Source organism: Gemmatimonadaceae bacterium, assembly GCA_036496605.1.
Lineage (GTDB): Bacteria > Gemmatimonadota > Gemmatimonadetes > Gemmatimonadales > Gemmatimonadaceae > AG2.
Map to the genome: position 1 here is coordinate 83,954 of DASXKV010000004.1, position 12,724 is coordinate 96,677.

The 12,724-nt window shown below is 63.8% G+C and carries 15 protein-coding genes; 4 read left to right on the forward strand and 11 right to left on the reverse strand.

Annotated elements, in window-relative coordinates; all coding sequences use genetic code 11:
• Positions 1 to 2: 2 nt before the first annotated feature.
• On the reverse strand, positions 3 to 1,385 hold the full coding sequence (locus VGH98_02170) for a pitrilysin family protein (GenBank protein HEY2374756.1): 1,383 nt from the start codon (positions 1,383 to 1,385) through the stop codon (positions 3 to 5).
• Positions 1,382 to 2,713 carry a pitrilysin family protein gene (locus tag VGH98_02175; protein HEY2374757.1) on the reverse strand — a complete coding sequence of 444 codons (1,332 nt, stop codon included), beginning with the start codon at positions 2,711 to 2,713 and terminating at the stop codon, positions 1,382 to 1,384. Before VGH98_02175 ends, VGH98_02170 begins: the two co-directional genes overlap by 4 nt.
• 76 nt (positions 2,714 to 2,789) lie before the next feature.
• Here VGH98_02175 and VGH98_02180 point away from each other — a divergent pair, with 76 nt between their 5' ends.
• Positions 2,790 to 3,614 (forward strand): alpha/beta hydrolase, encoded by an 825-nt coding sequence (locus VGH98_02180; GenBank protein HEY2374758.1) that lies wholly within the window; start codon positions 2,790 to 2,792, stop codon positions 3,612 to 3,614.
• 3 nt (positions 3,615 to 3,617) lie between these two features.
• Here the strand turns inward: VGH98_02180 and VGH98_02185 are convergent, their stop codons facing one another.
• The 3 genes from VGH98_02185 to VGH98_02195 are packed head-to-tail and all read right to left on the reverse strand — an operon-like array spanning position 3,618 to position 5,024.
• Positions 3,618 to 4,238, reverse strand: coding sequence for a YdcF family protein (locus VGH98_02185; protein HEY2374759.1), 621 nt, complete (start codon positions 4,236 to 4,238; stop codon positions 3,618 to 3,620).
• Between the two features lie 24 nt (positions 4,239 to 4,262).
• On the reverse strand, positions 4,263 to 4,841 hold the full coding sequence (locus tag VGH98_02190) for a helix-turn-helix domain-containing protein (GenBank protein HEY2374760.1): 579 nt from the start codon (positions 4,839 to 4,841) through the stop codon (positions 4,263 to 4,265).
• A 6-nt stretch (positions 4,842 to 4,847) separates the two neighbouring features.
• Positions 4,848 to 5,024 carry a hypothetical protein gene (locus VGH98_02195; GenBank protein HEY2374761.1) on the reverse strand — a complete coding sequence of 59 codons (177 nt, stop codon included), beginning with the start codon at positions 5,022 to 5,024 and terminating at the stop codon, positions 4,848 to 4,850.
• Between the two features lie 27 nt (positions 5,025 to 5,051).
• Here VGH98_02195 and upp point away from each other — a divergent pair, with 27 nt between their 5' ends.
• Complete coding sequence (gene upp / locus VGH98_02200) at positions 5,052 to 5,699, forward strand: uracil phosphoribosyltransferase (GenBank protein HEY2374762.1); 648 nt, start codon at positions 5,052 to 5,054, stop codon at positions 5,697 to 5,699.
• A gap of 86 nt (positions 5,700 to 5,785) precedes the next feature.
• On the opposite strand, the gene VGH98_02205 is transcribed toward upp, so the two are convergent.
• Entirely contained in the window at positions 5,786 to 6,439 is a 654-nt protein-coding gene (locus VGH98_02205; protein ID HEY2374763.1) for a DUF2225 domain-containing protein, read from the reverse strand.
• 245 nt (positions 6,440 to 6,684) lie between these two features.
• On the opposite strand from VGH98_02205, the gene VGH98_02210 reads away from it, so the two are divergent.
• Positions 6,685 to 7,626 carry a hypothetical protein gene (locus tag VGH98_02210; GenBank protein ID HEY2374764.1) on the forward strand — a complete coding sequence of 314 codons (942 nt, stop codon included), beginning with the start codon at positions 6,685 to 6,687 and terminating at the stop codon, positions 7,624 to 7,626.
• Positions 7,619 to 7,819, forward strand: coding sequence for a hypothetical protein (locus tag VGH98_02215; protein ID HEY2374765.1), 201 nt, complete (start codon positions 7,619 to 7,621; stop codon positions 7,817 to 7,819). Before VGH98_02210 ends, VGH98_02215 begins: the two co-directional genes overlap by 8 nt.
• Positions 7,820 to 7,826: 7 nt before the next feature.
• On the opposite strand, the gene mnmE is transcribed toward VGH98_02215, so the two are convergent.
• The 5 genes from mnmE to rpmH all read right to left on the reverse strand — a co-directional run bounded on the left by mnmE (position 7,827) and on the right by rpmH (position 12,712).
• Positions 7,827 to 9,251: a tRNA uridine-5-carboxymethylaminomethyl(34) synthesis GTPase MnmE gene (gene mnmE, locus VGH98_02220; protein ID HEY2374766.1), complete on the reverse strand. Its 1,425-nt coding sequence runs from the start codon at positions 9,249 to 9,251 to the stop codon at positions 7,827 to 7,829.
• The gene (locus VGH98_02225; protein ID HEY2374767.1) at positions 9,248 to 10,144 is read right to left on the reverse strand and encodes an MBL fold metallo-hydrolase; all 897 of its coding nucleotides are present in this window, start codon (positions 10,142 to 10,144) and stop codon (positions 9,248 to 9,250) included. Before VGH98_02225 ends, mnmE begins: the two co-directional genes overlap by 4 nt.
• 37 nt (positions 10,145 to 10,181) lie before the next feature.
• Positions 10,182 to 11,867, reverse strand: a complete 1,686-nt coding sequence (gene yidC, locus VGH98_02230; protein ID HEY2374768.1) for a membrane protein insertase YidC — start codon at positions 11,865 to 11,867, stop codon at positions 10,182 to 10,184.
• A 26-nt stretch (positions 11,868 to 11,893) separates the two neighbouring features.
• Positions 11,894 to 12,103, reverse strand: coding sequence for a membrane protein insertion efficiency factor YidD (gene yidD / locus VGH98_02235; GenBank protein HEY2374769.1), 210 nt, complete (start codon positions 12,101 to 12,103; stop codon positions 11,894 to 11,896).
• Between the two features lie 444 nt (positions 12,104 to 12,547).
• Positions 12,548 to 12,712, reverse strand: coding sequence for a 50S ribosomal protein L34 (gene rpmH / locus VGH98_02240; GenBank protein ID HEY2374770.1), 165 nt, complete (start codon positions 12,710 to 12,712; stop codon positions 12,548 to 12,550).
• Between the last annotated feature and the right edge of the window lie 12 nt (positions 12,713 to 12,724).

Consider the following 12,724-nt stretch of genomic DNA (forward strand, 5'->3'; position numbering starts at 1 on the left):
CGTTAGATGGCGTGGCCCTCGACGTCGTAGACCTGCAGCGGCCCGAAATCCATTTCTGCGACGTGATCCCGGACGGCGGCCGCGTTACCGACCACCACCATCTGTAGCGCCTCCGGGTGTAGATGACGCTCGGCTGCCGTGAGCACGTCGCCGGTAGTTATTGCGCGAACATGCCCGCGATATTCGTCGTACCAGTCGTCCGGCAGGTCGTAGATGACGAGCGTCGTCAATGCCGCCGCGATTGCCGACGTCGTCTCGAATCGAATGGGGAAAACGCCGTCGAGGTAGCTCGTTGCCAGTGAGAGCTCGTCCGCCGAGATCGGCGCAGAGCGGATGCGATCGATTTCATTCAGGACTTCTCGCGCCGCGGCGTGGGTGACATCGCTCGCCACCGCGGTCGCAACGACCCAAGGTCCTCGTTGGCGACGCCAGTCGAAGTACGAGTTCGCGCCGTACGTGTAGCCGTGCGCCTCGCGCAGATTCAGGTTGATTCGCGACGAGAAGAGGCCGCCGAGCACGGCGTTCATGATCATCGCCGGGAAATAATCGGGATGTCGTCGCGGCAGACCCACGTGGCCGATGCGCAGCTCCGATTGCGGTGCGTCGGACTTGCTCACGATGTGTACCGCGCGCGACCGTCGCGCCGCCTCGTCCGCCGCCGACACAGGGATCGTCACGCTTCCACGCCAATCTCCCAACACCTCGCTGGCGAGCTTCACGATCTCATTCGTCTTCACGTCGCCGGCGACGACGATCGTCATACCGTTAGGCGAGTACCGTTTGCCGTACAGGCCGGCAACTGCGTCGCGCGTGAGAGAGCGCACGCTCGACTCGTCGCCGCCGTCCGGCCGCGCGTAACGAGACGAGCTCTCGTACAGAAATCGCGAGAACATCTCGTCGGCCAACCCACGCGGCTCGGCGCGAAGCTGCAGGAGCTCGGCGAGGCGCTCGTTCTTGAGGCGTTCCACTTCGCGCTCGTTGAACGCGGGAGCGCGCGTGACCTCGCCGAGTAACTCGAAGGAGGCACGGAGCTTCTCGGTGAGAGTCGTCAGCGTCACCGCAGCGACGTCCCAGTCCGCATGCGCCTCGATGGATGCGCCAAGACGCTCGAAACGATCGGTGATCGCGCTCCCGTCGCTCGAGGGCGACCCTTCGAGCAGCAACTTCGCCGTGAGCTGCGCAAGCCCGTCGCGGCCGGCCGGATCGCATACCGCGCCGGCGTCGAGGAGAACGGTGATCGAGACGATCGGCAGCTTCGCGATCGGCGCAACGACGAGCTTCAGGCCGTTAGGCAGGGCAGCTCTCTCGAAGCGCGGAAACGAATACGGACGCGGCGCACCGGAGGCGGGCCGCGGCAGGCGCCCCGTCAGCGCGCTGCCACTCATCGCTCTGTCAGCGATCCCACGCCGGCCGCGATCTGGTCAGACCGCACTGTCTCTTCGCTACCCTCCTGTTTCGGCACGAAGAGCAGGCTGGCGCGATTGTCCTCGCCAAGTTGATCGTGCACGAAGCGGTTCACGTCGCCTGCCGTCACCGATTCGTACTGCTGAACTTGTTCATTCACGAGCTCAGGATTCTTGAAATACGTCGCGAACTGCGACAGGCGATCCGCTCGGTCGCCGGCTGATTGCATTGCGGCCACAAATTCCGTCTGCACCAGAGCGATCGCCCGCGCGACCTCAGCCTCGGTGATTCCATCACGTACGAGCAGGTCGACCTCGTCGGCAACTTCCCGTTCGAGTGCCTCGGCGGAGAGTCCCGGCCGCGCCGTCACGTCGATCACGAGCAGGTCGCTGCCCTTCGCGAGATCGTAGGTGAAGGCCTGCGCTTCGGCAGCCACTTGGCGCTCTCGCACGAGGCGACGATAAAGCTTGCTCCCCTTCCGGAGCCCAAGAATGGCCGAGCAGATGCTCGATGCGTAGTACTGCTTCGTGCCGAATACCGGCGCTCGGAACGCGAGGAAAAGCCGCGGCAGCATCACTTCGTCTTCGACGACGACTCGCTTCCAGCCACCGAAAGTCGCCGGCAGTGACATGTCGGGAAGAGGCGGCCGGCCGTTTCCGGAAGGAATCGAACCGAAGTACTTGTCGACCAGTCGCTTCGCTTCGGACTTGTCGAAATCACCCGCGATCGACAACACCGCGTTGTCCGGCGTGTAGTATGTCGCGAAGAAGTGCTTGATGTCGTCGAGGCTCGCCGCGTCGAGATCCGACATCGACCCGATCAACGAATGATGAAACGGGTGTTCTTCCGGAAAAACCAGCGCCGGTAAACGCTCCCACCAGGTGCCGTACGGTTGATTGTCCACCGACCATCGACGTTCGTTCTTCACGACGTCGCGCTGCGTGTCGAGCTTTTGCTGAGTCATGGCGGGAATCAGCCAGCCCATTCGATTCGCTTCCAGCCACAGGACGAGCTCGAGTTGGTTGGATGGTACGGTTTCGAAATAATTCGTGCGATCCAGCCATGTCGATCCATTCAACGTCCCGCCGGCACGTTGAATGAGCTCGAAGTGCTCGTTGGCTCCGACATCAGCCGAGCCCTGAAAGAGCATGTGCTCGAACAGATGCGCGAACCCGGTACGTCCTTCGCGCTCGTTCGCTGACCCAACGTGATACCAGAGATTCACGGCCACGATCGGCGCCGTGTGATCCTCCGAAAGAGTCACGAAGAGACCGTTTGGCAACCCAAAGGTTTCGATCGGAATACGCATCGGCGTAAATTGCACTCCTCGTCACTTCTCAGGAACCCTGCGCACCGACGGCGCCCTTTCGCACCCGAGTCACGTATTGTTTCTGCTCGCCGCGCTTGCCGTCGTCGTCGTTTATTTGTTGCTCCTGGGCCTCATGTGGCTGCAGCAGGAGCGCATCGTGTTCCAGCCGCCGATCGTGTTGCGTGGGCTCTTATCGCCGCGACCGGTCGGCGAACACGTGCGGCACGTCTCATACCGTGCAGAGGACGGTACTGATCTCTTCGGCTATCTCGTCGGGGATCATACGCAGGCCGGACGAGTCCTCGTCGCGTTTCACGGCAACGCCGACCTCGCACGGAACCTGATTCCGTGGGCGCAGGGGGTCACCAAGGTGGCCAACGTGGCCGTCCTCCTTCCGGAAATACGGGGCTACGACGGGCTGTCCGGCCGTCCGACGTATCTCGCGGCAGCGGTCGACGCCCGTGCCGCACGCGAGTATGTGCTTGGCCCGCTGGGAGTGTCCGGTGACCGCATCGTCTACTTCGGGCACTCGCTCGGGAGCGCAATTGCTGCAGAGCTCGCGCGAGAGAATCCCCCCACCGCACTGCTTCTTCAGTCGCCTTTCTCGTCCGCGAAAGCGATGGCTCGGCGCATGGCCCTGCCCTTCCTCACGACATTCTGGCCCGTCGTTTCCCGGGTGCACTACGACACCATCCAGCGCGTGAAAGAGCTAAACGTGCCGGTGTGGGTTTCACACGGACTCAAAGATCGTGTCGTGCCGGTGTACATGGGAAAGGAGGTCTACGAGGCAGCGGCGGTGAAGGGCGAGCTGCTCCTCGTGCCCGGCGCCGGCCACAACGACGTCGCCGAGTGTGCGCCACACGAGTACTGGAACTGGCTGCGAATGGCGGTGAGCTCGTAAAGCTCACCTGGTCCGCGCGGGATGCTCGAAGAGCAGCGTCAGCGGTGCTTTGAACGATTCACTCAGGGCGTAGCGCCACGACTCCACCGCGCTCGCGGAAATCGGGCTCGTGCGCGTCGGCGACGTGTGTGGAATGAGACTGAATCGCCGAGCGAGAATCCATAGCCGGAACATGTGAAATGGATCGCTGACGAGAATCACTTGCCGAGCGCGTAGTGAGTCCATCATCGCCGCAACGCGCTGTATCGATTCCGTCGTCGTCCGGCCGCGAGTCTCCATGAGAATCGCGCTATCGGGGACGCCGTGCTTCATTGCATAACGACGACCGACAGCGGCCTCACTCGTCGTGTCACCGTCGCCCATTCCGCCTGTGAGAATCAAACGCGGTGCGAGGTGATGCTCCCACAGCGACACAGCGTGATCGAGTCGCGCCCGCAATACCGGTGACGGCCGGCCGTCATACTGCGCCGCGCCAAGCACGACGATCGCGTCGGCGCGCCGCGCGTCATCGCGGCGCTCGAAGAACATCACGGCCGCGACCGACGTGAGCCACGCGATGACAACGAGCAGGACGATAACCCGCAGAATGCGCGCAGGAACGCTCGAGCGAGAAGAATCCGACACTTTTCAAAGGTCTCGCGCGCACACTCACTCCGCCAGACTCAGCATCGCGAGCCAAAAGACGTCGAACGCGACCCGCGCGGTTGGCGCGACCTCTTCGCGCACCGCGACCCCGACGTTGAGCGCGAGGCCGTCCACGAAAGCGACGAACACGTTGGCCACGAGCGCCGGCTCGATGCGCAGGCGCAGCTCGAGGATCGTGAAGAGGTGTTCCACGGTCTGCTTCGCGGTCGCGCGGCGCAACTCCGCTGCTTCGCGCGCAGCGAGCTGCACCCGCGCTCCACGACACGAGTCGAGCTCGAGCAGGACACGGATATCCCCGCGCTCGAGCTCTCCGTCCAGCCACTGCCACAGCGCGTCGACGGCGAGCGGATTGTGACTTCCTTCGTAGCTCGCGAGCGCCTCGCGTTCTCTCGCGACGAGATCGTGCGCGAGCTGTTCGATGAGACGCGAGAGTAGCGTCTCCTTATCCTCGAAGTGGTAGTGTATGAGCGCCTTGCTGACGCTCGCCTCGTGCGCGATGTCGCTCATCGAGAGCGCGGCTGCGCCGCCCGAGGCGATCTGCCGCGCCGCGGCGTCGAGAATTCGTCGCGTCGCGGACTCCACGATCCCCTATTGCTCCACGCCGCTGGGGCGCTGGAAGACGACCGTCATCCGAAGACCGTCTTGCGACATCAGCGCCGGTTCCCATCCTCCGCGGCTACGCTCGTTCAGTAAATCGGTGAGCGCGTCTTCGTCGTCGCGCGCGTGCCGCGTCAGGCGGAGGATCACCGCTTGGTATTCTTTCATTCGCGCGAAATTAGTAGCTTCCCGGCCATGGACACCACCCCTGGCTTCCCCACGCTGCGCATCGTGTCGCATCCGCTGATTCAGCACAAGCTCACGATTCTGCGTGATCGCGGAACGCCGACCAAGATCTTCAAGGAGCTGGTGGACGAGATTGCGATGTTGATGGCGTACGAGGCGACGAATGATCTCGCGCTCGAGCCCGCGCCAGTCGATACACCGCTCGAGTCAACGGTTGGACAGCGCGTGAGCGGAAAGAAGCTCACGCTCGTGCCGATTCTTCGCGCCGGTCTCGGTATGGTGGAGGGTATCTACCGGTTGGTGCCGGGCGCGCGCGTCGGCCACATCGGCTTGTATCGCAACCACGACACCTTGGAGCCGGTCGACTACTACTTCAAGGTGCCTGGCGACGCGGCGGAGCGGGATTTCTTCCTGCTCGATCCGATGCTCGCCACCGGCGGTAGCGCCGTGGCCGCGGTGTCGTCGCTCAAGCGCGCCGGTGCAACGCGGATTCGTTTCTTGTGTCTCGTCGCGGCGCCGGAGGGCGTGCGCCGACTCGCTCAGGGTCACCCCGACGTAACCGTGTATTGCGCCGCGCTCGACCGCGCACTCAATGAGCAAGGATATATCATGCCCGGACTCGGCGACGCCGGCGATCGGTTGTTTGGAACTCGCTAATGAAAAGGGACGCCCAGAGGCGTCCCTTTATCTCCCTTCCCCATCTCACCCCACTGCACCCCACACCCACCACACGCACCCACCGATCAGCCGAACCACTCGCGCGGGCAATCTCGCTGCTGACGCGCGGCGTCGATCACCCACTGTTGCGTGTGCGCGTCCACCACCTCCGAAGCCACGCGGTTGAACCACTCCCCGCACACCTTCGTGTCTCCCACTCGTCGCCACAACTCACCGACGAGATACGTGAGCACCGCCCGCTCATCCCGCGCCACGCCATCGAAGCTCTGCAACGATTCCTCGAACTTCCAAGCTGCCTTACGACGGAAGAACCGCTCCGCTTCGACGTCCCCCTCATCCACGCAGCACCACGCCGCGCGCAGCAGCAGATCCGCAACGTGGCGAGGCTCCATGCCCTGCCAGTCAGCGACCTTCGCCGCCGCCTCGTACTTCTCTGACCCCGAAACCGGTCCAATCGCGATTGCCGGTGCAAGCTCGTTCCACACGCGCTCCTTCAGCACTGGTGAAACGTCCGCGTCTTCGGTGAAGTCCCGCTCCGATCCCGAGTAGCCGCAGCGACTGCAGGTGTGGATCAGATATGGCAGCGGCTGTGTGCCTGCCGCTCGCTCGTGGAAATCAGTGCGCTTGCCACCGAAGGAATTCGTCGACACGACCGCCTGCGATCGAAACCGATTTTCGCAGATGGGGCACTGCAAGTCGATTTGCTGAAGCGTCGTCATGGTGCATCTCCAACCATGTGTAGCGTGCTGCTATTGGGTCGAAAGGGAAAAAGCGTGCCAAGTACAGAGCGAGTTCCCCGGCATCACGTATAGCACCTACTTCTCCAGTCCTTGCGAAGGCGTCGGACGGCGCACTCGACCGCTCTGTGTCGTGACTCGTCATCGCTCTTGTTCCACTCTCTGGCCACAACTATCATTTCCGCGTCCTTCGTGCCGTCGCGCCGCCTTCCCGCGCTCTGGTCGAGATGCTGATCAATTTGCTGCCCGACTTCTTTACCGTTCTCGATAGCACCGACAGAGCCGCCGCCTACGACCGCTACTTTGCCGCGCATCGGCGCCTCCTCGACGCCTACTGGAACAACTACGTCGTCGATCCCGAGGGGCCACACTTTCGAGATGTCGTAAACGCGACGGTCTACGCCGACCGACGCGATCTCCGACGAATGCTCGAGCGCACCGATGTCGTCGCTCTCGCGCGGGACGCCGAGCAGCGCTGCGCCAACCTCCTCGATGCCGACGTCGACATCGATGTTGTACTCATGGTCGGCGTCGGTGCCGCAAACGCCGGCGAGCTGGTGATGGGCGGCCGCGGCGTTGCATTTGTTTGCCTCGAGCATTTCACTGGCGTGCCCAACGAGGAAACCGACGGACTCGGGCTCGATCCTGAGCTCATCCCGCTCTGGCTCGCGCACGAGTATGCGCACGCCATTCGATACACATCGCCCAAGAGTCGCAGCGCCGTGCGCGAGTTCGTCACCAACGCAAACGGCGACTACTCGTATTGGGAAACGGGACGTCGCGTTCCGCTGCGTGAGCTTCTCATGAACGAGGGTCTCGCCGTTCACACCTCACGCGCCATCAGCCCGGGACACGCAGCGTGGGAATACTTCGGTTACGAGCGACGCCAGTACGCGCGTATTCGTGAGCTCGAGCCGATCATTTCGCGCGCGGTCGCGCCCGATCTCGGTCATGCCGCGCTGGGACTGCGGCTTCGCTATCTGTCGGGCGGCATGAGCGACGAGGCACGCACCGTGGAGGGCCGCTATTTACTGCCGGAGCGCAGCGGCTACTTCGTCGGCGCCCGGCTCGTCGAGGCAGGTATCGAAGCCCGTGGCTTGGCCTGGGCCATTCGCGCGAGCGACCTCGAGCTGTCCGCATACGCTCACAGCGCCGCGGTCAGTGCCTGATTCTTCGCGCGAGCGACGGCAGAATGTCGTCTTGCGCGAGCTGCTCGACGAAATGATTCAGCTTTCGCGTCATCTCTCGCATCACGCGTCGACGCTCGCCACTTCGGAGCTCACGTACGCTCGAGAGCGGCTCGAATGGCTCGGCGATGAGATCTGGCGTCAGGTCACAGGAGAGAACCGCAGTTCCTCCTGAGGGCGCCTCACTTGCCCACGCAGAATCGGCGGAAGACCTCGTCGAGCACCTGCTCCGTTTCGATTCCACCGATCAGATCTCGCAAAGCGTCACCCGCTGCATGGAGGTGCACCGCTGCGATCGTCGCGGGCAGTCGTTCCTCTCGCCACGCGTGTCGGAACGCCTCGAGCTCCTCGAGTGCTTGTGAAACGGCATGCTGGTGACGCACTTGTGTGAGTACCGGCGCGTCGAGCTCGGGCGCACCGACCGTTGCGTCGAGGACGGCGCCGATCGTCGTCAGCAGCCGCTGCACCCCAGCTCCGGTTTCCGCACTCACCGCGACGGAAGCGTTTGCCGCAAGCTCGTTGCCTAACGCTTCGATGTCGATGACCTCGGCCTGACTGAGGTCGCACTTCGTGAGAATCGCGATGAGTGGATTCTCACGGCCATTCTGCTTCCCGTGAACCGCGTTCACGAGCTCCGCTGCCGCACGGAGCGACGCCTCGTCCTCGCCGCAGCAGAGCACTACCGCAGCGCGCGAGACGTACGACTCGCTGACCTCGATTCCCAGCTGCTCCACCGGATCGAGCGTCGAACGAAGCCCCGCGGTGTCGACCAATCGAATCGGCCAGGGATCCGCGTCGATCACCGCCTCCAGGGCGTCGCGCGTCGTGCCCGGTACAGGGGTCACGATTGCACGACTGCGACCGATGAGTGCATTGAACAACGAGGACTTCCCCACGTTAGGCGTCCCGGCGAGTACGGCCAGGGCGCCCTCTCGCACGAGCTCACCGCCTCTGGCAGTTGCGAGCAGGCCTCGCAAGCCGCCTTCCAGATTCTCGAGCGCGGCGAGTGTCCGCGCCGACGCGATCGGCCCGTCGTCCTCCTCGGGGAAATCGATATCGTACGCGATGAGCGCTTCTATCTCGAGCACCTTCTCTCGGAGCCCACTGATACGTCGCGACAACCCGCCGTCGAGTTGCTGTAGCGCGACGCGCTGTGCGGCGCGTGAGCCGGCCGCGATCAGATCGGCCGTCGCCTCCGCCTGTAGTATGTCCAGCTTGCCGTTGAGCACCGCGCGTCGTGTGAATTCGCCGGGCGCTGCCATGCGTGCGCCGCGCGCCAATACCGCCGCGACGACGGTGGTTGGTACCACGACACCGCCGTGCGTCGAGATCTCGAGCGCGTCTTCGCCTGTGAACGACGCCGGCGCGTCATATCGTACCGCGACAACCTGATCGAGCACCACGCCGCATTCGTCACGCGCTTCAGCCAGAATTGTCTGACGAGCGCGATCCGGCCAACGCGACAATACTGCTCGGCCAATCTCGTGAGCCTTAGGGCCGCTCAGGCGAACGATGCCGAGCGCGCCCCGCCCGGCAGGCGTCGCGATGGCAACGATCGTGTCGGCCGCGCCCGGCAGCGCTGCCGCCGGCGCGCCGAGCCCGCTCATTGAGGCGCGTGCGGCTCTGGACCAGCGTGACCCGACTGACCGGCGAGCCCATCGAGATTGCCGAACGCGCGGTCCGCTGCCCGCCGCTTCGGGCGGTTCAGCTTTGTTTCCTCTTCGCGCGTGAGCTCGAGTGTCTCGCCGGGCTCGAGGATGCGAACCGCGGCGCGGAGATGGTGCGACTCGAGATGCTCAACCAGGCGATTGATCGCGTCGTGCGCTCGCGCCGTGATGTGATGAAACGTCCCCCAGTGATAAGGAACGAACACGCGCCCGCCCAAACGCTCGAACAATGTTAGCGCATCGTCATGAGTCAGATGACCCCGGCGAAAACCCGTTCGCTTCCACCACGGAGCGTATCCGATTGGCAGGAGCGCGACGTCTAGCTGCCGGCCGCTCGCGAAGAGCTTCCCGTGGACGAGCTCGTGCGTGTCCGGCATCAACGCCGTGTCGCCGGCAAAAAAGCACGTCTCCATTCCCGCGTCGAGCAAATACATGTTCGCCGCGCTCCGCCAGCGGTCGAACCCGTAGCGATTGCCGCGATGCGTCGCCAGCGCAGCGTGGATGTCGACGTTGCCGACACGCGCACTTCGCCCAGGCGCGAGGTCCTCTGCGTGCTGATATCCGCGCCGCCTTAGCCACTTCGCGATCACGGGCGGCGCGTACAACGGAATGTCGCGCGGCAGCGCGTCGAGCGACGCGAACGAGAGATGATCCGCGTGCGCGTGCGTGAGCAGCAGCGCGTCGAGCGTCGGCAGCTGATCGATCGGAATTCCCGGTGGTGAGACGCGCGGGAGAAAACCGCCGAGTTTGCGATCGAAGTTTGGATCGGTCAACAGCCTAACGTCTCCGATCTCGATGAGCAGGGTCGCGTGCCCGATGTAAGTGATCTTCACCGGCTCTCCTGTGGCGCGCCCGAGCGCGCCGCGCGACTCAGGTCGTCGCGCGACGGCTCCGCAATGGTGCGGGCGTGGCGGCTGGTGGCGCCGCCTTCATCCGCTCGCGTGTCAGCAGCAATTGCTGCGGCAATGCGGCGATGTTCTGCACGGCGTAGTACAGGTTCAGGCCCGACGCAAACTTCCAGAGCACTGCCGTCATCACCGCCGGCATCATGTAGCTCATCATCTTCGTTTGCGGATTCGGCGGCGCAGCGCGCATACCGATCCACGACAGCGCGAACATCGTGATGCCCATCACGATGGGCATGATGAAGTACGGATCGCCAAGCGACAGATCCGGCAGCCAGAGGAAGCTCACGCCGCGGAATTCGATCGTATTCTGGAACACGAAGAACAGCGCGAAGAGCACGGGCATTGGCAGCAGCATCGGCAGACAGCCCATGACCGGACTGAATGGGCTCATCCCGTGTTGCTGATACAACTTTACTAACTCCGTGCGCTGCTTCTCCGGATCGGCCTTGTAGCGTTTCTGGACTTCCGCGAGCTCCGGCTGGATGCGCTGCATCTTGAGACTCGAGCGCATCGCGCTCTGGTTGAGCGGCCAGAGAAGGAGCCGCACGGCAAAGCCGAAAATGATCAACACCCAGCCGTACGACACGTTGAATGTCTGGCGAATCCAGAGCAGCACGCGCATGCACACCGCGGCAAATGGCTGAACGCCGGGGATCCATCCGCCGTACGGATTGACGTTCTCCAATTCCTGTCCAATGGCTCGCAGCTGCGACCACGACTGTGGGCCGGCATAGATGTCGAACCCGAAGCGGCCATCGCGGATCGGCAGTATCGCCGTGGCGCTCGCTGTCGGCGCCGTCCTGCCCACGCGCAGCCCTCCCTGCATCCGCAACGCGACGAACTCTCTCGACGAGGGCGCGATGAGCGCGATGAGAAAATACTTATTACGTGCCGCGACCCACGTCATCGGGCCGCTGTCGGTTCGCACGAGACTGGGATCGAGCTTCGTGAAGGCGACGCTCTTTACGTCCTCGTGCGCGAGCTTGTATCCGTAGGCGAGATGTCGCTCGTCGTCGAGCGTGTCCGCTTCCTGCGATCGCAGCGTCGACGGCAGATCGATGAGTAGCTGCGTCGCGGTGCCATCGACCTGACCGCTGACGTGCGTGAGGTACCCGTCATCAGTGAACTGATATCGCAACGTCACCGGCAGCGAACCAGAGCTCGTGAACGTCACGACGTCGCCGCTTCGGGCGGCTTGGAAGGGGACGGTGTCGAGGGCGACGGTATCCGCGCCGCGCACGACGCGATAACGGAGGAGCCCGGGACCACTGGTCGGCACTGTCGCGCCAATCATTGCCTTGGGCTGGATTGTCTTGCTCGGGGCGAGATTCCGATACGCGGCGAGGGTCACTGCTTGAGGTGTGCCGCCCGCGGTCGAGAATGTGTAGCGCGTTTTCCCGTAATCGATCGCCGTGGTGTCACCGCGCCGAGGTGGCGCGCTCTGAGTGGCGGTCACCGTTGGGACAACGCTGGGAGCGGCGGCGGGCGAAGCGGCCGACGGCGCAGCGGCCGATGCGTTCACGGGGGCGCTCCCGCTCGCCGTATCGGTCGGCGCGACGGACCGCGCCCGTCTGTTGCCCCAGATCAGCATCGGGGTGAAAATGACGAGCGCGGTGAGCAGGAACGCTAAGATCGTGCGTCTATCCATGCGGGAAATTGCCTCTCATCGAACGGCTACGGAACGGGATCATACCCGCCTGGGCGGAATGGGTGGCAACGCGCGATGCGCCGAATCGCCAGCCAGGATCCGCGCCCCGCGCCATGCTTCTCGATCGCTTCGATCGCATACGCGGAGCAACTGGGAAAATAGCGACACGAGGGCGGGAGAAGCTGTCCGAGGCTCACCTGGTAGCCTCGAATGGCGAGAATGCAGAGCGTACGCACAACCGCCTTTACTCAGTGCTGGTTGAGCCCGGGACGTCCCCTGTCCCGCGCGTCGATGAGGACGTCTCCTTCGAACGCACGAGCCGCGCCGACAGCGACTCAAACTCGGCGCGCAGAGCCTCGAACGAAGCCATGTACGCCGCGGGAAGCGCTCGCATAACGATGTCCATACTCGAATCCGCCCTCGTGGCACCTAGCGCAGCCAGAACCCGCAGTCGCGCCAACTCGCGCAACGTCCGCTTGAGCCGATTCCGGCGAACTGCGGAACGCCCATGCTTTGGAACGACAAAGCCTATACGGCTCTCGTGGCGCGAAGTGACGACGAAGCGAACATCCAGCGACGCTGTCCGCAGACGCTTTCCTTCGCGCGCGACTGATTGCAAATCGGCGCCGCGGGTGAGTCGCCGGCGCCGGATGAAGCGATAGTCTTCGCGCTTCGACGGATCAGGCGCCGGCGTACTTGGACGGGAGCTGAACGGTGAGGCGCTTACGCCCCTTCCTGCGTCGACGGCTGAGAACTTCGCGTCCCCATCTCGTTGACATCCGCTCACGAAAACCGTGCGTGCGAATGCGCCTCTTGTTGCGGGGACGGTACGTCGGCTTGCCCATGATGACTCCGAA